At 67.1% G+C, this 19,053-nt stretch carries 12 protein-coding genes and 1 other RNA gene; 10 read left to right on the forward strand and 3 right to left on the reverse strand.

All coding sequences use genetic code 11. From position 1 onward, the window contains the following. Positions 1-48: 48 nt before the first annotated feature. A complete protein-coding gene (locus tag ACWYRN_RS17160) occupies positions 49-2,040 on the forward strand; it encodes a S9 family peptidase (protein WP_488688775.1) in 1,992 nt (663 codons plus the stop codon). A 300-nt stretch (positions 2,041-2,340) separates the two neighbouring features. On the opposite strand, the gene ACWYRN_RS17165 is transcribed toward ACWYRN_RS17160, so the two are convergent. Beyond that, positions 2,341-5,244, reverse strand: a complete 2,904-nt coding sequence (locus ACWYRN_RS17165) for a M16 family metallopeptidase (protein ID WP_488688776.1) — start codon at positions 5,242-5,244, stop codon at positions 2,341-2,343. An 83-nt stretch (positions 5,245-5,327) separates the two neighbouring features. After that, the gene (locus ACWYRN_RS17170) at positions 5,328-8,066 is read right to left on the reverse strand and encodes a two-component system response regulator (RefSeq protein ID WP_488688777.1); all 2,739 of its coding nucleotides are present in this window, start codon (positions 8,064-8,066) and stop codon (positions 5,328-5,330) included. A 380-nt stretch (positions 8,067-8,446) separates the two neighbouring features. On the opposite strand from ACWYRN_RS17170, the gene ribBA reads away from it, so the two are divergent. The 3 genes from ribBA to nusB are packed head-to-tail and all read left to right on the forward strand — an operon-like array spanning position 8,447 to position 10,581. Further along, the gene (ribBA, locus tag ACWYRN_RS17175) at positions 8,447-9,559 is read left to right on the forward strand and encodes a bifunctional 3,4-dihydroxy-2-butanone-4-phosphate synthase/GTP cyclohydrolase II (protein WP_488688778.1); all 1,113 of its coding nucleotides are present in this window, start codon (positions 8,447-8,449) and stop codon (positions 9,557-9,559) included. 54 nt (positions 9,560-9,613) lie between these two features. Further along, the gene (gene ribH / locus ACWYRN_RS17180) at positions 9,614-10,096 is read left to right on the forward strand and encodes a 6,7-dimethyl-8-ribityllumazine synthase (protein WP_229439350.1); all 483 of its coding nucleotides are present in this window, start codon (positions 9,614-9,616) and stop codon (positions 10,094-10,096) included. Between the two features lie 14 nt (positions 10,097-10,110). Further along, complete coding sequence (gene nusB, locus ACWYRN_RS17185) at positions 10,111-10,581, forward strand: transcription antitermination factor NusB (protein ID WP_229439349.1); 471 nt, start codon at positions 10,111-10,113, stop codon at positions 10,579-10,581. A gap of 189 nt (positions 10,582-10,770) precedes the next feature. On the opposite strand, the gene ACWYRN_RS17190 is transcribed toward nusB, so the two are convergent. Next, positions 10,771-11,604: a transglycosylase SLT domain-containing protein gene (locus ACWYRN_RS17190; RefSeq protein WP_488688779.1), complete on the reverse strand. Its 834-nt coding sequence runs from the start codon at positions 11,602-11,604 to the stop codon at positions 10,771-10,773. 590 nt (positions 11,605-12,194) lie between these two features. Here ACWYRN_RS17190 and ubiD point away from each other — a divergent pair. The 6 genes from ubiD (at position 12,195) to recR (ending at position 19,014) form a co-directional block, all read left to right on the forward strand. Continuing rightward, on the forward strand, positions 12,195-13,679 hold the full coding sequence (ubiD, locus tag ACWYRN_RS17195) for a 4-hydroxy-3-polyprenylbenzoate decarboxylase (RefSeq protein ID WP_488688780.1): 1,485 nt from the start codon (positions 12,195-12,197) through the stop codon (positions 13,677-13,679). A 147-nt stretch (positions 13,680-13,826) separates the two neighbouring features. Next, positions 13,827-13,925, forward strand: an RNA gene (ffs, locus tag ACWYRN_RS17200) — signal recognition particle sRNA small type. Between the two features lie 324 nt (positions 13,926-14,249). Then, the gene (locus ACWYRN_RS17205; protein ID WP_488688781.1) at positions 14,250-15,707 is read left to right on the forward strand and encodes a methyl-accepting chemotaxis protein; all 1,458 of its coding nucleotides are present in this window, start codon (positions 14,250-14,252) and stop codon (positions 15,705-15,707) included. A gap of 57 nt (positions 15,708-15,764) precedes the next feature. Beyond that, entirely contained in the window at positions 15,765-18,026 is a 2,262-nt protein-coding gene (locus ACWYRN_RS17210; RefSeq protein ID WP_488688782.1) for a DNA polymerase III subunit gamma/tau, read from the forward strand. 45 nt (positions 18,027-18,071) lie between these two features. Beyond that, positions 18,072-18,401, forward strand: coding sequence for a YbaB/EbfC family nucleoid-associated protein (locus tag ACWYRN_RS17215; protein WP_229439345.1), 330 nt, complete (start codon positions 18,072-18,074; stop codon positions 18,399-18,401). Positions 18,402-18,423: 22 nt separating this feature from the next. Next, a complete protein-coding gene (gene recR / locus ACWYRN_RS17220) occupies positions 18,424-19,014 on the forward strand; it encodes a recombination mediator RecR (RefSeq protein WP_229439344.1) in 591 nt (196 codons plus the stop codon). The last annotated feature ends 39 nt before the right edge of the window (positions 19,015-19,053 follow it).

Raw genomic sequence — 19,053 nt, forward strand, 5'->3', positions numbered from 1 at the left:
CAGCCCGCGCATATCCCGTGCCCAGGGCGGCCAACGAGGAGGAGAACAATGAACGTTACCAAGGCCTTTGCCGGCGCCATGACTGCCAGCGCCCTGGTGGGCACGAGCCTGGCCGCCGCGGCTACTACCACGGCCGCCACCACGGCTTCCGCCCCAACCGCGCTGCGCGACTACCGTTCGGTCGCGATCACGGCCGACGGCGAGCGCATCGCCGCCATCGAGTCCGACGCCGGCGCGCCCGGCCAGCGCCCCCACGGGCGCATCGTCGTGCGCGACGCCGCGAGCGGCAAGGTGACCGCCGAATACGACCCCTGCGCCGCATGTTCCTATGATTTCCCCAGTTGGTCGCCGGACCGCCGTAGCCTGGCCTTCATCGCCGCCGATTCCCAGGCCGGCACGGCCACGCTGTGGGTAGTGCGCGGCGGCCAGCCCGCAGCCGCGGCCACGATTGCAGGCGTGGCCAACACGGCGCGCTGGTCGCCGGACGGCAGCCGCATCGCCTTCCTGGCCACGGTCGGCGCGAAGAAGCAGACCGGCGCGGTCGAGGCGGGCGAGCGCCTGGTCGGCGAGATCGGCGTCAACGAGGATGCCCAGCGCATCGCCATCGTGCCAGGCGCGGGCGGCGAGGCGCGCATGGTTTCGCCCGACGGCACCTATGTCTACGAATACGACTGGACGCCAGACGGCAAGGGCTTCATCGCCACCAGCGCGCAAGGCAACGGCGACAACAACTGGTGGGTGGCCACCCTCGGCCACATCGATGCGGCCAGCGGCGCACTGCGCATCGTCGCCGCGCCGAAGATGCAGGTCAGCCTGCCGCACGTGTCGCCGGACGGGCGCACGGTCGCCTTTGTCGGCGGCCTGATGAGCGACTTCGGCTCGGTCGGCGGCGACATCTTCACGGTGCCGCTGGCCGGCGGCGAGCCGGTCGACGTCACGCCCGGCTTTGCCGGCTCGTTCAACGGACTGGCCTGGAAAGGGACCGGCCTGGTCGCCTCCAGCCTGCAGGGCGACCAGATGACGGTGGTCGCGGTCGACCCGCAGGCGCGCAGCACGCGCCGCCTGTTCTCGCGCGCGGTCACGGCCAGCGGCTCGCGCGACGGCCGCATCGTGTTCAGCGCGGACGGCGGCGCGGCGGTGTCGGTGTTCGAGACCTACGAGCAGGCGCCCTACATCGCGGCCGGGCGCGTGAACGAGCTGGTGAAGCTCACCCGCGACAACGATGGCGCCGCGCCCCAGGTGGCGGCGCGCAGCATCGCCTGGACCAACGAGGGCTACCGCAGCCAGGGCTGGCTAATCGGCCCACGCCAGCCGCAGGCCAGGGACGAGCAAACGCGCAAGCACCCGATGGTGGTGATCGTGCACGGCGGCCCGGCCTCGGCCGCCACGCCGCGCTACGTCGGCGCCGGCGCATCGGCCAACCCGCTGGTGCGCGAGCTGGTCGAGCGCGGCTACTTCGTGTTCCAGCCGAACCCGCGCGGCAGCTATGGCCAGGGCCTGGCCTTCACCTCCGCCAACCGGCGCGACTTCGGCGGCGGCGACTGGCGCGACATCCTGGCCGGCGTCGACGCCGCCATCGCGCAGGCGCCGATCGACGGCGCGCGCCTGGGGCTGATGGGGCATTCCTACGGCGGCTTCATGACCATGTGGGGCGTGACGCACAGCACCCGCTTCAAGGCGGCGGTGGCGGGCGCCGGCATCGCCAACTGGATCAGCTACTACGGCCAGAACGGCATCGACCAGTGGATGGTGCCGTTCTTCGGCGCCACCATGTACGACGATCCGGCGGTGTACCGCAGGGCCTCGCCGATCGAGGCCATCAAGCAGGCGAAGACGCCGACCCTGATCTACGTGGGCGAGCGCGACGTCGAGACGCCGGCGGTGCAGTCGATGGAGTTCTGGCACGGCCTGCGCGCGATGGGGGTGCCGACCGCGCTGGTGATCTACGAAGGGGAAGGGCATGCGATCCGCAAGCCGGAGCACCAGCTGGACCAGCGCAAGAGGACGGTGGAGTGGTTCGAGAAGTATTTGAAGCAGTGAGAGTGGTTGCTTCACCGCGTGATGGCACGGCGGCGGTGACCGTACGGTGGGGGTTTAGAGGCCGGGGGCCTCTAAACCGAAGTGCCCACGCGGTTGCGTGCGTTTGATGTTGGCTACGTGCGGAGATGGTTCGCTCGCCGGCGTTACCGACAACCCGCACCGGCGGTGTCCCGGTTTTTGCAAACGCTGCGGGGCGAAACGTCTCGGCCAACGCAAGAAGGATAAGCACGTAACCGCGTGGGCACGGAGTGCCCACCGTACGGTCTTGGCCGCAGGCCTTATTTTGGCCGCAGGCCTTGATCAGTTTGCCGGTGCCGGCTCCGCCGCTTTCGCAGGCTCGTCCTTCGCCGCCGGCGCCGCGCCTTTTTCGGGATATAGCACCACCTGCACGTAATTCCCCGTGTTCAGGTAACGCTTCGCCGCATCCTGCACCTCGCCCGCTGCCAGCGCCTGCACGCGCTGTTCGTGGGTCAGGATCGCGGCCGGGTCGGTCCCGTCCAGCAGCGCCGATTGCAGCCTGCCCAGCCAGTAGCCGTTCTCGCGCAGGGCGCGGCGGTGGTTCTGGATCCAGTTCTGCTTCACCTTGGCCAGGTCGGCCGCGCTCGGGCCTTCGCGCTTGATGCGCTCGAATTCCTCGAAGGTGGCGGCAATCACCTTGTCCACGTTCTCCGGCCCGGTCGGCAGCGTCACCGACAGCGAATAGCTTTCATACGGAATCCGCCCCAGCGAGGCGCTGGCGCTGCCGCCGTAGATCAGCGACAGCTTCTCGCGCAGTACCTCGATGATGCGGATGTTCAGCACCTCGACCAGGGCCTGCAGGCGCATCTGCTCGGCGTCGGAGAACGACGCGTCGCCGGTGAAGGTGAGCGAGACCGTGCTCTTCGGCTCGCTGCCGCTGTGGACGGCGCGCTTGACCACGCCCTTCACCGGACGCAGGCCGACGTCGCGGTAGGCGGTCGGGATGTCCGGGGTCGGCAGGCTGCCGAGGTAAGTCGCGAGCAGCGGCTTCATTTTCTCGATGTCGAAGCTGCCGACCATGATGAAGGTGAGGTCCTTGGCGCTCGAGAAGCGTTCGCGGTAGATGGCGATGCTGCGGTCCAGGCTGATCTGCGAGAACTCTTCCGGACGCAGCGCGCGCGGCGCGCGCGGGTGGTTGTTGTACAGCGTGGCGATCAGGGTGTCGCCGAAGCGCGCGCCCGGCTGGGCCAGGCGGTTGCGCGCCGCTTCCACCTGCTTGCCGATGAAGGACTTGAACAGCTCTTCGTCGCGGCGCACGGCGTCGAAGCGCAGCCACAACATCTGCAGCATGGTCTCGATGTCGGTCGCGCCCGAGGAGGCGCCGACGATCTCGCTGTAGCCCGACAGGCCCATGGTCACGGCCGCCGCCTTGCCGGCCAACACGCGCGACAGGTCGAGCGGCGAATAGTCCTTCAGGCCCATGCTGGCGACAATGGCGTTGGCATAGCGCGCATTCAGGATGTCGGCGTCGCCGTACAGGCTCTGGCCACCGAAGCGCGCCGCGCTCATCACCACCTGGTCGTTGCGGAAGTCGGTCGACTTCAGGATCGCCTTCACGCCGTTCGAGAAGGTCAGCTCAAGCAGGCCGAGGGCCTTGTTCTCGGTTTCCTTGACGATGCTGCCGGCCTTTGGCGGCTGCGCCATCAGGGTCGAGCCGAACGCCTTTTCTTCGCGCGGCGCCACCTGCGCCTTTTCGGCCGTGGCCAGGGCGGCAAGCAGGGCGTCGCCTGCGGGCGGCGGCATGTCCGGGCGCGCAATGCCGGTGTAGACCACCAGCTTGCCCGAGTCAGCCGGAATGGTGCGGCGCGCGTAGGCGTTCATTTCGTCGAGCGTCAAGCCGGGCAGCAGCGTCTGCGCATAGCCGTATTCGGCGGCGATGCCGGGGATCGGTTCCTGCTGCAGGAAGTTGCGCATGTACTCGCCCACGTAGGAGCCGGAATCGGTCTTGTCGCGCTCGTTGTAGCTGCGCTCGAAGCTGCGCATCATGTCCTTCTTGGCCCGGTCCAGTTCGGCGGCGGAGAAGCCGTACTGGCGCGCGCGTTCGTTCTCGCGCACCAGGGCGTCGATGGCTCTCGGCGCGCCGCCCGGGCCGATGGCCGCGCTGGAGTTGTAGGCTTTATAGAAGGGCGTCAGCTTGCCGAGGGCACTGCCGCCGCGCAGGAAGGGCGGTTCGGCCTGCTGCGTCAGTTCCACCAGGCGCCCGTTCAGCATGCCGGTGAACAGGCTTTCGACCAGCTGCTCGCGATAGCCGCGCACGGTGTCGGGCTCGCGCACCGGCATCACCGGATAGCGGATCAGGATGCTGTTGCCGCCGGCTTCCTTGTCGGTGATGACCAGGGCTTCGGTGTCGTCGCGGCGCGGGATTTGCGCGTACTCGCGCTTGCGGGAAGGGGTCGGGTTCTTCAGCTTGCCGAAGTGGGCGCGGATCAGCTTTTCGGCCTGGGCCGGCTCGATGTCGCCCACCGCCACCACCGCCATCAGGTCGGGGCGGTACCAGTCGCGGTAGAAGCGGCGCAGGGTCTCGGGCTGGAAGTTGCGCAGCACCTCTTCCTTGCCGATCGGCAGGCGCTCGGCGTAGCGCGAGCCGTTGAACATCTTCGGATACAGCTGCTTGCCGATGCGGTCGCCCGCGCCCTTGCCGAGCCGGAGTTCCTCGAGCACGATGCCGCGCTCCTTCTCGATCTCGGCGTCCTCGAACGCGAGGCCGTGCGCCCAGTCTTCGAGCACCTGGAAGGCGCGCGTCACGTTCTCCGGCTTGTCGGTGGGGATCGGCAGGATGTACACGGTTTCGTCGAACGAGGTGTAGGCATTCAGGTCCGCCCCGAACTTCACGCCGATCGACTGCAAATAGTCGACCAGCTCGTGCTTCTTGAAGTTGGCGGTGCCGTTGAAGGCCATGTGCTCCACGAAGTGGGCCAGGCCTTGCTGGTCGTCGTCTTCGAGGATGGAGCCGGCCTTGACCACCAGGCGCAGTTCCACGCGGCGCTCGGGGCGCGCATTCTTCTGGATGTAGTAGGTCAGGCCGTTCGGCAGCTTGCCGACCTTCACCTGCGGACCGACCGGGATCGGCGCGTCGAGCTGGATGGCCGCCGCGGGCTGGGAGGGCTGGGCGGCGGATGCGGCAACGAAGGGATAAACCAGCAGGACAGCGGCGAGACAGGTGCGACGGACGAATTGGATGAGCATCGGGATTCCGTGACAGGATTCTGTAAATGAAGGTCGGAGCGCTATTGTTGGAGCGCTATTGTAAAGGCGTGGCCGCGAAGGCATCAGGGCGCCACGCGTCCCGCGCGCAGCAGCTCCCCCATCTCGCGTGCCGGCACGGGTGGGCTGTACAGGAAGCCCTGCAGCACCCCGCAGCCGATGCGGCCGAGGAAGTCGCGCTGGGCCAGGGTCTCGACGCCCTCGGCCACCACGCGCAGGGACAGGCCTTCGGCCAGGGCGATGGTGGCCTGGGCGATGGCCGCGCTGCGCGCGTCGAGGGTGATGTTGCGCACGAAGGCCTGGTCGATCTTCAGCTTGTCGAGCGAGAAGCGCGACAGGTAACCGAGCGAGGAATAGCCGGTGCCGAAGTCGTCCAGCGACAGCGAAACGCCCATCGCGCGCAGCTCGGCCAGCTGGGCCTCGGCGGCGCTGGTATCGCCCAGCATCACGCTTTCGGTCAGTTCCACCTCCAGGTAGCGCGCCTCGAGCCCGGATTCCTGCAAGGCCGCGCGCACCACGGCCGGCACGGTGCCGGCCTTGAACTGGTGCGCCGAGACGTTCACCGCCACCGGCACGCGCGCCAGCCCGGCATCTTGCCAGGCCTTGTTCTGCAGGCAGGCCTGGCGGATCACCCAGTCGCCGATCGGCAAAATCAGGCCGGTGTCCTCGGCCAGCGGAATGAAGTCGGCCGGGGAGATGCGGCCCAGTTCCGGGCTGTGCCAGCGCAGCAGGGCTTCCATGCCGAGCACGCGGCCGTCGTTCGTTGCTACCTGCGGCTGGAAGTGCAGCGCCAGTTCGGCGCGGCCGATCGCCCGGCGCAGGCGCGTTTCCAGGGCCAGCCAGCGCAGCGCCTGGTCGTTCATCTCGCCCTTGAAGAAGCGGAAGCCGTTGCGGCCTTCCTCCTTCTGGTGCGCCAGTGCGGCGTCGGCTGCCTTCAGCAGGTCGCCGGGGGCGTCGCCGTCGCGCGGGAAGACGCTGATGCCGACGCTGCCGGTGACCACCACGTCGTGCCCGCCCACCGGGTGCGGCTGGGCGATGGCGTCGATCAGGCGCCGCGCCGAGAAGATGATGTCCTCGGTGTCGTCGCAGCTGCAGAGCAGCAGCACGAATTCGTCGCCCGACAGGCGCGCCACCGTGTCGAGCGGCCCGGCGATTTCGCTGGCGCGGCGCGCCACTTCGCGCAGCAGGGCGTCGCCGGCGGCGTGGCCCAGGCTGTCGTTGATGCGCGAGAGGCGGTCGACGTTCACCAGCAGCAGCGCCAGCTGGCGCCCGCTGCGGCGCGCCGCCGCGATCGACTGCTGCAGGCGGTCCTGGAACAGCGAACGGTTCGGCAGCTGGGTCAGGGCATCGTGGTTGGTGAGGAAGTCGAGCTGGTTGTGGGCGGCCTTCAGGGCCGACAGGTCGCTCGATACCGAGACATAGGCGGTGAGCTTGCCGGCGTCGTCGCGCACCGCGCTGATGCTGGTGTGCTCGGGGAAGATCTCGCCGTTCTTGCGCCGGTTCCAGAGCTCGCCGCGCCACTGGCCGTAACGCTCCAGGCTGTCCCACATGGCGCGGTAGAAGGCGGCGTCCTGGCGCCCCGAGCGCAGGAAGCGCGGGTTCTTGCCCATCGCCTCGGCCTCGCTGTAGCCGGTGATGCGCTCGAAGGCGGGATTCACGGCGACGATGTTGGCGCAGGCATCGGTCATCATGATCGCTTCCTGGGTGCTGTCGAACACCTGGCGCGCCAGCTCCAGCCGGTGCTCGCTCTCGCGCAGGGCGGCGTCGGCCCGCGCGCGCGCGGTCGCTTCCAGCTGCAGCTGGGCGGCGTGGCGCTGCACCACCTGATACAAGTTCAGGTTTTCGTGGGCCACCGCGAGGTGGGCGCCGAGGGCCGAGGCCCAGCGCCGGTCTTCCTCGCCGAAAGGGGCGGCGCCGGGCGCGCGCACGAAGTACATCCAGCCGTGCAGGTGGTGCAGGTCGCGCACCGCCAGGCCGAGGAAGGCGCCGGGGCGTGGGTGCAGGGCCGGCCAGGGCAGGGTGGCCAGCAGCGGCTCGCCGCCTTGCAGCAGCAGGGCCTCGCGCGCATGCACCAGGGCGCCCGGCAGGCGCAGGTCGTTGGCGGCGTGCTGAGCCAGCAGGGCGGCGTCGAAGCCCTGGGCCGCCAGGTGGCGCACGCTGCGCTCGTCGCGTTCGAACAGGCACAGGGCCAGCGCGTCGGCGCACAGGATGCGGGCGGCTGCCTGCAGGAAGCAGGCAGCCAGGCCTTCGACCTCGCGCTCGCCCACCAGTTGCAGGCACATCGCCTCGAGCGCGGCCAGGCGCGTGTTCAGCTGGCCTCCGGGTGCGGCGCAACTGTTCGGAATCTCTTCCGGACTGGCAGGGGAGGAGGGGGCCGCGGAGGCTGGAGCCACGGCGGGGAGCGCCGCCTTGGCCGGGGCGCTCGGCAGCGCGCCGGCCAGCACCAGTTCGGCATTCACGGCCTCCATGATGGCGTCGGCGTCGGACGGCTTGCTCAGCACGCGTTCGACGCCGCAGCTGCGCGCCATGGCCAGGGTCTCGCGCTCGGCGTAGACTGCGGAATAGAAGATGACGCGGGTGGCGGCCAGCTCGCGGTCGGCGCGCAGGCGCTGCACGAACTCGTAGCCGTCCATCTTCGGCATCAGGATGTCGGTGATGATCAGGTCGGGGCGGTGGGCGCGCACCAGGTCGAGCGCGGTGGCGCCGTCGTCCGCCTCGAGCAGGCGGTGTTCGGTAAAGCCGAGCAGGGCCAGCAGATAGGCGCGGTTGCTCGGCCGGTCGTCGACGATGAGGATGGTGGCCATCAGTGATTCTCCCGGGCTGCGGCGGTGAACTGACGGTCGAATGGCAGTACCAGCATGACTACTCCAAGAATACGCCGGCGGCAGCACGCCGACGTGTTAGACCGGACTATCATAATCCAGTCGATGTCGCAAACACCACGAAGTTGCATTCTAAGACATTACGTTTAACAATTGTATTTGAACAATTGCTATTTTGTTGTGGTAGTGCAACGAGTCGATACGGATGGAATGGCGGGCGCGCGGCATTGTCGTGCCCGGATCGCCGGGAGGGGAGGCCGGATGCCGGCAAATCCTTTAAAATAGCGGATTGCGCGCGGCGCGTCACCCGTGCGCCAACCGTATCTGTCACCCGCATCTGTCACCGCTCTCAAGGAATCCACATGTCTATCTCCAGCACCCAGGAAATCGTTGCCGAATTGCGCGCAGGGCGCATGGTCATTCTGGTCGATGAAGAAGACCGCGAAAACGAGGGCGACCTGGTGCTGGCAGCCGATTTCGTCACGCCGGAAGCGATCAACTTCATGATCCGCCATGCGCGCGGCCTGGTCTGCCTGACCCTGGCGGAAGAGATCTGCGACCGCCTGGCGCTGCCGATGATGACCACCCGCAACGGCACCTCGTTCGGCACCAACTTCACGGTCTCGATCGAGGCGGCCGAAGGCGTCACCACCGGCATCTCGGCGGCCGACCGCGCCCGCACCATCCAGGTGGCGGTGGCGAAGAACGCGAAACCCGACGACCTGGTGCAGCCGGGCCACATCTTCCCGCTGCGCGCGGTCAAGGGCGGCGTGCTGATGCGCGCCGGCCATACCGAAGCCGGCTGCGACCTGACCGAGATGGCCGGCCTGACCCCGGCCTCGGTGATCTGCGAGATCATCAAGGAAGACGGCACCATGTCGCGCCTGCCCGACCTGATCGAGTTCGCGAAAGAACACAACCTGAAGATCGGCACCATTGCCGACCTGATCCACTACCGCAGCCAGAACGAAAGCCTGGTCGAGCGTGTTGCCGAGCGCACCTTGAACACCGCCCACGGCGAGTTCAAGCTGATCGCCTGGCGCGACAAGCCGAGCGGCTGCGCCCACCTGGCGATGGTCCACGGCGACATCGGCCGCGACGTCGAAACCCTGGTGCGCGTGCACCAGCCGGTGTCGATCCTCGACATCCTGGAACACAAGGCCACCACCCACTCCTGGACCATGGCCTCGGCGATGGAAGCGATCAAGAAAAGCGAGAGCGGCGTGCTGGTGCTGCTGAACTGCGGCGAAACCGCCGAGCAATTGTTCTCGCAGTTCGCCTCGATCGACGCCCCGGGCGCGCGCCCGAGCGGCCGCGCTGCCACGATGGACCTGCGCACCTACGGCATCGGCGCCCAGATCCTGAAGGAACTTGGCGTGGGCAAGATGAAGCTGCTGGCGAATCCGCGCAAGATGCCGTCGATGACCGGTTTCGACCTCGAAGTCACCGGATACATTGCGAGTCCTGCCGCTTGAAGCGGTACACTTTTACTATTCAACTTAAACCGAACAAACAAGAAGAGGGCAGCCATGACCGTAGGAACTTATGAAAGCAACATGACGGGCGAAGACCTGCGCATCGGGATCGTGCAGGCGCGCTTCAACGCCGACGTCGGGCACGGCCTGCTGTCGTCCTGCCTGGCCGAGCTCAAGCGCCTGGGCGTGGCCGACGAAGACATCCTGCACGTGACCGTGCCGGGTGCGCTGGAAGTGCCGCTGGCGCTGGCCAAGATGGCCGAGACCCAGCAGTTCGACGCCCTGATCGCGCTGGGCGCGGTGATCCGCGGCGAAACCTACCACTTCGAGCTGGTCTCGAACGAGTCGGGCGCCGGCATCACCCGCATCGGCCTGGACTACGGCATCCCGATCGCGAATGCCATCCTCACCACCGAGAACGATGCGCAAGCCGAAGCGCGCATGGCCGAGAAGGGCAGCGACGCCGCCAAGGTGGCCGTCGAGATGGCCAACCTCCTGATGGCGCTCGAAGAGCTGCATCCGGAAGAAGAAGAGTAAACAGAAGGAACACGATGAACGACAAGACCACCCACGCCAACCCGAGCAAGAACCGCACCCCGCGCCACCGCGCGCGCGAGTTCGCGCTGCAGGGCCTGTACCAATGGCTGCTGAACAATGAGCCGTCGAGCACGGTGGCGAAGAACATCCGCCAGGCGCATGGTTTCGACAAGGCCGACGGCGACTATTTTGCTTCCCTGCTCAACGGCACCATCAGCACCTCGCCCGAGCTGCGCGAAACGATCGCCCCGCTGATCGACCGCGGCATCGCCGAACTGTCGCCGATCGAGCACGGCGTGCTGCTGCTCGGCGCCTACGAGCTGAAGAACCAGCCGGAAATCCCTTACCGCGTCGTGATCAACGAAGCGGTCGAGCTGACCAAGTCCTTCGGCGGCATCGACGGCCACAAGTACGTGAACGGCGTGCTCGACAAGCTGGCCGGCAAGCTGCGTCCGGACGAAGTGGCGGCCGACGCGCGGCGTTAAAACGTACTGCTACTATATATATTAGTAGCATCGGCCAGAAAGCCACCGTTGCCTCGCGGCGCGGTGGCTTTTTTGTTGGTACTTGCGAACCCCAGCGCCGTTGCCAATGTGGCCAACGCGCACTGGCACCTTGCCAATAAAAAAGGCCACCGCAAGCGATGGCCATGAGGAGTATCGATATACAGAGGCTTACAGGTTCGCTGCCAGCGTCTCGGTATGCGTTTCGGCGGTTGGTGCCGCTTCCGTCTTCGGTGCCGGAGCCGGCGCTTCCGGCTGGGCGCGCTTGACGACCATCTGCGCCGGGGCTGCCGGGGTACGGGTCGGCACCTTGTGGCCGCGCGCCACCTGCTTCAGGCGCTGATATTCGGCCAGCACACGGGAGCCGTAGCCCGAGTCGGATTCGAAGTCGGCCGCGCCCACGTAGGTCTTCAGGCCGCCTTCCACCGAGCCGGTGCGTTTCACGTAATCCTTCAGGATCTGGGCGCCGACACGGATGTTGGCGACCGGGTTCAGCGCGGCCTGGGCGCCGCCCACTTCCTGGAACTTGTCGTGATGGACCTTGGCCATTACCTGCATCAGGCCCTTGGCGCCCATCGGGCTTTCCGCGAACGGGTTCAGGCCCGATTCGATGGCCATCACCGCCAGGATCAGGAGCGGGTCGAGCTTGACCTCGTGCGCCGTCACGTAGGCGGTCGAGACCAGCATGTTGGCGGCGTCGCCGGCCACGCGGTAGCGCTTGGCCAGCCAGGAAGTCACGTTCTGCTGCTGCTTGGTATTGCCCAGCAGCTTGGCGTCGTGGGCCACCTCGGCCGGGCCGGCCATGGCGGCCGGTGCGGGTGCAGGTGCAGGTGTGGCCTGGGCTGCCACCATGGGCGCTGCAGGCGTAGCGGACGCGGAAACGGCGGCCTCCGGGTGCAGGAAGCGGGACACCGACTTGGCGGCGTCCGGATTCGTGTAGAGCAGGGCCAGTACCGCCACTGCCGAGAGACCGAAAACGGTCAGGGTGTGCTGCATGGTGGTCATCAGACCACGCGCCGTTTTGCCCATGGAAGACCATGAGACTGGCTGGCTGGCCAGGTGGACGAGCCTTGCGCTCGTGCCGAACAAACGATTGATCATCGAAGTCCCCTTTGTCGCGGCAAAAAGCATCCCGTCGCGGCGCTCCAGGCGCTGCGGTGGTGACCAATGCCGTGCATCAGAAAAATCGTCAGGCCACCCATCGTGGGCTGGCCAAAACGCCGTCATTGCTTTGCTACAGCTGGCCGCATGACCCAAGGGTGGGTGGCGTTGCCAGTGGCTCAACAACTGTCTCGGGGGATAGAACCGAAAGGTTCTTGAGGCAGACGCCTCGTGAAAACACTCCTTAAAATGTCGTTGGGGCCCCGACCCCGTGAAGTTATGAGAGCGGCTACAATCACTGCAAAATGTGGCCGCCTCATCAAGTAGGGGGGATTCTAAGAGGTGGTTTATACCAAGTCAATACTAGCACGAACGAGCTTAATTACTTTTAAATCTAATTATTGTCACGCCAGCTCAGCAATACCGTGGCAAATCAATCACTTGGCCGCTGTATTTGATTAACCTCAAGCAATCGAAAAAACAAGTAAAAGTTGATGAAATATTCGGATCTCCGGGATTTTATGTCCCAACTGCAACAAATAGGCGAATTAAAGCGGGTAACTATCCCGGTATCGCCTCATCTCGAGATGACCGAGATCTGCGACCGCACCCTGCGCGCCGCCGGACCGGCACTGCTGTTCGAGAAGCCGGCCGGTCATACGATCCCGGTGCTCGGCAACCTGTTCGGCACGCCGCACCGCGTGGCGCTGGGCATGGGCGCCGACAATGTCGGCGAGCTGCGCCGCATCGGCCACGTGCTGGCACGCCTGAAGGAGCCGGAGCCGCCGCGCGGTTTCAAGGACATCATGGACATGGGCTCGCTCGTGAAAGCCGTGTGGGACATGGGGCCGAAGGAAGTCAAGGGCGCGCCTTGCCAGGAAATCGTCTGGGAGGGCAATGACGTCGACCTCGGCCGCCTGCCGATCCAGCACTGCTGGCCGGGCGACATTGCGCCGCTCATCACCTGGGGCCTGGTCATTACCAAGGGACCGAACAAGAAGCGGCAGAACCTGGGCATCTACCGCCAGCAGGTGCTGGGGCCGAACAAGGTGATCATGCGCTGGCTGGCGCACCGCGGCGGCGCGCTCGACTTCCGCGAGCACGCGATCGCCAACCCGGGCCAGCCGTATCCGGTGGCCGTGGCCCTGGGCGCCGACCCGGCGACCATCCTCGGCGCGGTGACGCCGGTGCCCGACAGCCTGTCGGAATACCAGTTCGCCGGCCTGCTGCGCGGCCAGCGCACAGTGCTGACGAAAGCCATCGGCAGCGAACTGCGGGTGCCGGCGTCTGCCGAGATCGTGCTGGAAGGGCATATCTACCCGGATGCGAACCACCCTTCGGGCTTCGAGCATGCCTTGGAGGGGCCGTACGGCGACCACACCGGCTACTACAACGAGCAGGACAGCTTCCCGGTGTTCACGATCGACCGCATCACCATGCGCCGCGACCCGATCTACCACTCGACCTACACCGGGAAACCGCCGGACGAGCCGGCCGTGCTGGGCGTGGCCCTGAACGAAGTCTTCATTCCGCTGCTGCAGAAGCAGTTCAGCGAGATCACCGATTTCTACCTGCCGCCGGAAGGCTGCAGCTACCGCATGGCGGTGGTGCAGATGAAGAAGCAATACGCCGGACACGCCAAGCGCGTGATGTTCGGGGTCTGGAGCTTCCTGCGCCAGTTCATGTACACCAAGTTCATCGTGGTGGTGGACGAGGACGTCGACGTGCGCGACTGGAAGGAAGTGATCTGGGCGATCACGACCCGGGTCGACCCGACGCGCGACACGGTGCTGGTCGATAACACGCCGATCGACTACCTCGACTTCGCTTCGCCGATCAGCGGGCTGGGCAGCAAGATGGGGATCGACGCCACCAACAAGTGGCCGGGCGAGACCAATCGCGAGTGGGGCACGCCGATCGTGATGGCGCCGGAGGTGAAAACCCGGGTCGACGAAATCTGGCAGCAACTGGGTATTTGACCCGGAGGCGCCGAGCCGGGCTGCCGGCGCCAACCGTACGATGGGGGTTGGCGGCCCCCCCGGCTTCTCAGCCCTCGCCGTACGGACATATCTCACAGCAATAAAAACGCTGCCACTTTGCGGGCTTCGTCGGTTATAATGGCCGCTGGCGGGCCCCTGCGCATTGTGGCATGGTTTACCTGGTCAGGTCGGGAACGAAGCAGCCACAGCCGTTCACCGCAAGTGCCGCAGATCAGGCTCGCCTCCTTCCGCTTCTCAGCTTCTCAGCTTCCTCATTCGCTTCTTCCCCATTCCCGCAGTTTCCCTCGCGCTTGCGTAGCGTTGCATGCTGTCTCCTGCTCTTCTGCTTTTTGCTTTTCTGGCATTCGCCGACGCTTTCCTGTTTTCCCTGCGTTGATTACTGCATTGAGGCAGGGCTGCGTGCGCCTGTACGCGAATACTGTTGTAAATGACGATCGCTACAGCGCCATAGTTTGCTATTCGTCCCAATTTCTTACCGACCGGTTTCAAGCTGAGTATTTCTCTGATTAAATTTCCGCATGTCAACAAATTCATCAAAACGGCGGGAAAATGATTAAATTACATGTGCAGGAGACACTCACAGGCAAGCTGCGCCAGGCCAACCGGCTGATGGCATGCATCATGGCGGCAATGCTGCTGGTGTCGTTCGCCTTGTCGGGCATGCACGATACCCTCAAATGGTCGCTCCTGATCGGCCTGCCCACGGCGCTGTTGTCGGCCGGCCTGGCGTTGACGGCGGCTGGATCGCGCCTGACCGGCATGGTGCAGGCCGTCGCGCTGGTCGTGATGTGCGCCCTGCACATCCACCAGGGCGGCGGGCGCGACGAATTGCATTTCGGTCTGTTCGTGGCATTGGCATTTCTCCTGTGCTACCGCGACTGGCAGGTGATCGTCGTGGCCGCTACCACCATCGCGCTGCACCACCTGTCCTTCAATTACCTGCAGGAGCTCGGGTATGGCGTGCTGTGCCTGGAACGCCCCGGCCTGGGCATCGTGCTGACGCATGCCGCCTATGTCGTCGCCGAATCCATCGTCCTGTGCTACCTGGCGCTGGTCCTGCGGCGCGAGGCCTTGCAGGATGCCGAGCTGCGCGCCAGCGTCACCGCGCTGCAGGGCCGCGACGGCGCCATCGACCTGCGCGCCCAGCCGGTGCGCAGCGAGAGCGGGCGCGCGCTGCAGGACGTGGTGCGGCTGCTGCAGGCAGCGCTGGCCAGTGTCCAGCACAATGTGCGCACCACGCGCGCCGCCTCGGCCCGAATCGCCGACGGCAATGCCGAGCTGGCGCTGCGCACCGGGCGCCAGGCGGCGTCGATCCGCGCCAGCGTCGCCTCGATGGATGCGCTGACCGAGACCGTGCGCCGCAATGCCGAGCATGCCCAGCGCGCCGACGCCCTGGCCGGTTCGGCATCCGAGGTCGCCGCGCGCGGCGGCGCGGTGGTGAGCCAGGTGGTGGAGCGCATGGGGGCGATCGATGCCTCGGCGCGCCGGATCGGCGACATCATCGCCCTGATCGACGGCATTGCTTTCCAGACCAATATCCTGGCCCTGAATGCCGCCGTCGAAGCGGCGCGGGCCGGCGAGCAGGGGCGCGGCTTCGCCGTCGTCGCCAGCGAAGTGCGCGGCCTGGCGCAGCGCTCGGCCGATGCGGCGCGCGAGATCAAGGCCCTGATCGAAGAGTCGGTGGTCCAGGTCAGCGCCGGCAGCGCGCTGGCCCAGCAGGCGGGCAGCACCATGCAGGAAGTGGTGGCCAGCGTGCACCAGGTGTCGGACATCATTGCCGAGATCAGCGGCGCCAGCCGCGACCAGGCCCAGGGTATCGCCCAGGTCGGCGAGGCGATGGCCGGGATGGACGGCGACACGCGCGAGAGCGCGGCCATGGTGCGCGACGCGGCGCTGGCGGCCGAAGCGCTCAAGAGCCAGGCCGAGGAACTCGCCACCGTGGTCGCGGTGTTTCAGCTGGATAACAACACGGCACAGCAGGCGCCGCAGCCGCCGCGCGTGTCCTGAGAAGCGGCCGGGGCCGCGATTGTTCGCGCCGTAGCCCAACTGCGGTAAAATCACGGCATGTCCTATCAAGTCCTCGCCCGCAAATACCGTCCCAAGAACTTCGAAACGCTGGTCGGCCAGGAGCACGTGGTGCGCGCGCTCACGCATGCGCTGCACACGGGGCGCCTGCACCATGCCTACCTGTTCACGGGTACCCGCGGCGTCGGCAAGACCACGCTGTCGCGTATTCTCGCCAAGTCGCTCAACTGCACCGGCCCCGATGGGCAGGGCGGGATCACGGCCAGCCCTTGCGGCGCGTGCGAAGCCTGCCGCGCCATCGACGCCGGCCGCTTCGTCGACTATATAGAGATGGACGCCGCCTCCAACCGCGGCGTCGACGAAATGGCCCAGCTGCTGGAACAGGCGGTCTACGCGCCGAGCAATGCGCGCTTCAAGGTCTACATGATCGACGAAGTGCACATGCTGACCAACCACGCGTTCAATTCGATGCTGAAGACGCTCGAGGAGCCGCCCGAGCACGTCAAGTTCATCCTCGCCACCACCGACCCGCAAAAGATCCCGGTCACGGTGCTGTCGCGCTGCCTCCAGTTCAACCTGAAGCAAATGCCGCCGGGCCACATCGTCGGCCACCTCGAGAACATCCTGGGCCAGGAAGGCGTGAGCTTCGAGCAGCCGGCCCTGCGCCTGCTGGCGCAGGGCGCGCACGGCTCGATGCGCGACGCGCTGTCGCTGACCGACCAGGCGATCGCCTATGCCGCCGGCGCCGTGACGCTGGACGCGGTGCAGGGCATGCTCGGCGCCCTCGACCAGTCCTACCTGGTGCGCCTGCTCGATGCATTGGCGCTTGAGAACGGCGCCGACCTGCTGGCCGTGGCCGACGAGATGGCCAGCCGCAGCCTGTCGTACAACGGCGCCCTGCAGGACCTGGGCACGCTGCTGCACCGGATCGCGCTGGCGCAATCGGTGCCGGCCGCTGTGCCGCAGGACTTGCCGGAACTGGCCGACATCCTGCGCCTGGCCGAGGCTTTCGATCCGCAGGAAGTGCAGCTGTACTACCAGATTGCCGTGCACGGCCGTAACGAGATCGGCCTGGCGCCGGACGAGTACGCCGGCTTCACCATGACCCTGCTGCGCATGCTGGCCTTCCGTCCGGGGCAGGGCGGGGCCGAGCGCCTGGCCGCGCCGGCCGCGTCGGCAGCAGCGCCGCGCATGGCGGCGCCGGCGGGACGTGCTGCGGCCGCTGCCGCTGCGGCTGCGCCGTCCGCCGGCATGCCTGGCGCCGCTGCACGTCCGGGTATGGCGCCGCCCGCTGCCGCACCGGCTACCTCGGCCGCACCGGCTGCCCCGGCTGCTCCGGCAAACCCGGCTCCGGCCATGAATTCCGCCCGCGCCGCCATCAACGCCGCTCTGGAAGCGGCGCGCGCCGCCTCCGGCATCCGCACGCCGCCGAAGCGTCCGGGCGCCGATGCCGCCCCCGCCACGCCGCAGGCCCCGACCGCACCGCAGGCCCCGGCTGCGCCGCCTGGGCGTCCGATCAATGTTGCCCCGGCAGGCATGCCGCCGGGCGCGCCGGCTGGCCGCATGGCGTCACCACCTGCGCCGCCGTCCGCGCCTTCCTCTGCGCCGTCCTCGGCGCCGCCGGGTCCATCGGCCGGCATGGCCGCGCCTGGCGCCCGTCCGGGCACGGCATCGCCGCCCTGGGACAGCCCGCAGGCAGGCGCCCAGGCCGGCATGCGCCAGCAGCCGCAGGCGCGCGCCGGCTACCAGGATGCGGGTGAGGACGACGGCCCGCCATCCTGGGTCACCGAATTTTCCGACGATACCGCCGTGGCCTCCGAAGCGCCGGCCGTGGTGGCGCCGGCCCCGGCCGTGCGCGCACCGGCCGCGCCGCCGCATGCCTATGTCGTCACCCCGGTGCCGGCCATCGGTTGGGACGGCAACTGGCCGGCCCTGGCCGCAGGCCTGGCGCTGCGCGGCGTGTCGCAGCAGCTGGCTTTGCAGACCGAACTGGTCAAGTGCCACGCCGACGCCGGCTCCGCCACCTTCTACCTGCGCGTGCCGGTCGATACCCTGCGCGCCAGCGGCAACAGCGAAAAACTCCAGGCGGCATTGCAGGAACGTTTCCCGTCGGTGCGCGTCAACCTGGAAACCGAACTCGGTCCGACCTGGTACACCGCCAGCGCCGAAGCCAAGGCCGCGCGCGAAGAGCGCCAGCGCCAGGCCGAAGCCGTGGTGGCCGGCGACGCCTTCGTGCAGGACATGGAGCGCACCTTCAATGCGTTCGTCGTGCCCGGCTCGGTCAAGCCGCCGCTGGCCTGACCTGAACTTTATTTCTCACCATCCGACTTATTGGAGAACCGCATCATGATGAAGAACCAGCTCGCAGGCTTGATGAAACAGGCGCAAGCCATGCAGGACAACATGAAGAAGGCGCAGGAGCAGCTGGCCCAGATCGAAGTCGAGGGCCAGTCCGGCGCCGGCCTGGTGAAGGTCACCATGACCTGCAAGAACGACGTCAAGCGCGTCCAGATCGACCCGTCGCTGCTGGCCGACGACAAGGACATGCTGGAAGACCTGGTGGCCGCCGCCTTCAACGACGCCGTGCGCAAGGCTGAAGCCACCGCCGCCGAAAAGATGAGCGGCCTGACCGCCGGCATGCCTGGCCTGCCGCCCGGCTTCAAGATGCCTTTCTAAGAGCGAAAGCGCTAGCGCCCGCATGTCCAAGTCGCTCGACTTCCTGACCGAGGCGCTGCGCCGCCTGCCCGGCATCGGGCCGAAATCGGCCCAGCGCATGGCCTTCCACCTGCTGCAGCACGACCGCGAGGGCGCGGCGATGCTGTCGCGCGCGCTCTACCAGGCCGTCGACACGGTGCACCACTGCGCCATGTGCAATACCTTCGCCGATACCGAGATCTGCGAGATGTGCGCCGACCCGGAGCGCGACCACACGCTGCTGTGCGTGGTCGAGACCCCGGCCGACCAGATGATGATCGAGCAGACCCTGACCTGGAAGGGCCTGTATTTCGTGCTGATGGGAAGGCTGTCGCCGCTGGACGGCATCGGTCCGAAAGACCTGCACCTGGAAAAGCTGGTCGGCCGCGCGGCCGACGGCGTGGTGGGGGAGGTCGTGCTCGCCACCAACTTCACCAACGAGGGCGAAGCCACCGCCCACTACATCAGCGAGATGCTCAAGGCGCGCGGGCTGAAGGTCAGCCGCCTGGCGCGCGGCGTGCCCGTGGGCGGCGAACTCGAGTACGTTGACGCCGGCACCATCGCGCGCGCCATGCTGGACCGCCGTACCGCATAATCGGTCTCATCCAGTAGCCCCGCAGCGGTGCTCGTCCCG

It is taken from the genome of Massilia sp. BAP21, from assembly GCF_057801335.1.

Bases quoted from the DNA above. Each gene is read 5' to 3' on its own strand.
- ribBA (WP_488688778.1), top strand. From the start codon at position 8,447: ATGTCTATCTCCAGCACCCAGGAAATCGTTGCCGAATTGCGCGCAGGG.
- ACWYRN_RS17165 (WP_488688776.1), bottom strand. From the start codon at position 5,244: ATGCTCATCCAATTCGTCCGTCGCACCTGTCTCGCCGCTGTCCTGCTG.
- ubiD (WP_488688780.1), top strand. From the start codon at position 12,195: ATGAAATATTCGGATCTCCGGGATTTTATGTCCCAACTGCAACAAATA.
- nusB (WP_229439349.1), top strand. From the start codon at position 10,111: ATGAACGACAAGACCACCCACGCCAACCCGAGCAAGAACCGCACCCCG.
- ACWYRN_RS17190 (WP_488688779.1), bottom strand. From the start codon at position 11,604: ATGACCACCATGCAGCACACCCTGACCGTTTTCGGTCTCTCGGCAGTG.
- ACWYRN_RS17215 (WP_229439345.1), top strand. From the start codon at position 18,072: ATGATGAAGAACCAGCTCGCAGGCTTGATGAAACAGGCGCAAGCCATG.
- ACWYRN_RS17160 (WP_488688775.1), top strand. From the start codon at position 49: ATGAACGTTACCAAGGCCTTTGCCGGCGCCATGACTGCCAGCGCCCTG.
- ACWYRN_RS17210 (WP_488688782.1), top strand. From the start codon at position 15,765: ATGTCCTATCAAGTCCTCGCCCGCAAATACCGTCCCAAGAACTTCGAA.
- ACWYRN_RS17170 (WP_488688777.1), bottom strand. From the start codon at position 8,066: ATGGCCACCATCCTCATCGTCGACGACCGGCCGAGCAACCGCGCCTAT.
- recR (WP_229439344.1), top strand. From the start codon at position 18,424: ATGTCCAAGTCGCTCGACTTCCTGACCGAGGCGCTGCGCCGCCTGCCC.
- ACWYRN_RS17205 (WP_488688781.1), top strand. From the start codon at position 14,250: ATGATTAAATTACATGTGCAGGAGACACTCACAGGCAAGCTGCGCCAG.
- ribH (WP_229439350.1), top strand. From the start codon at position 9,614: ATGACCGTAGGAACTTATGAAAGCAACATGACGGGCGAAGACCTGCGC.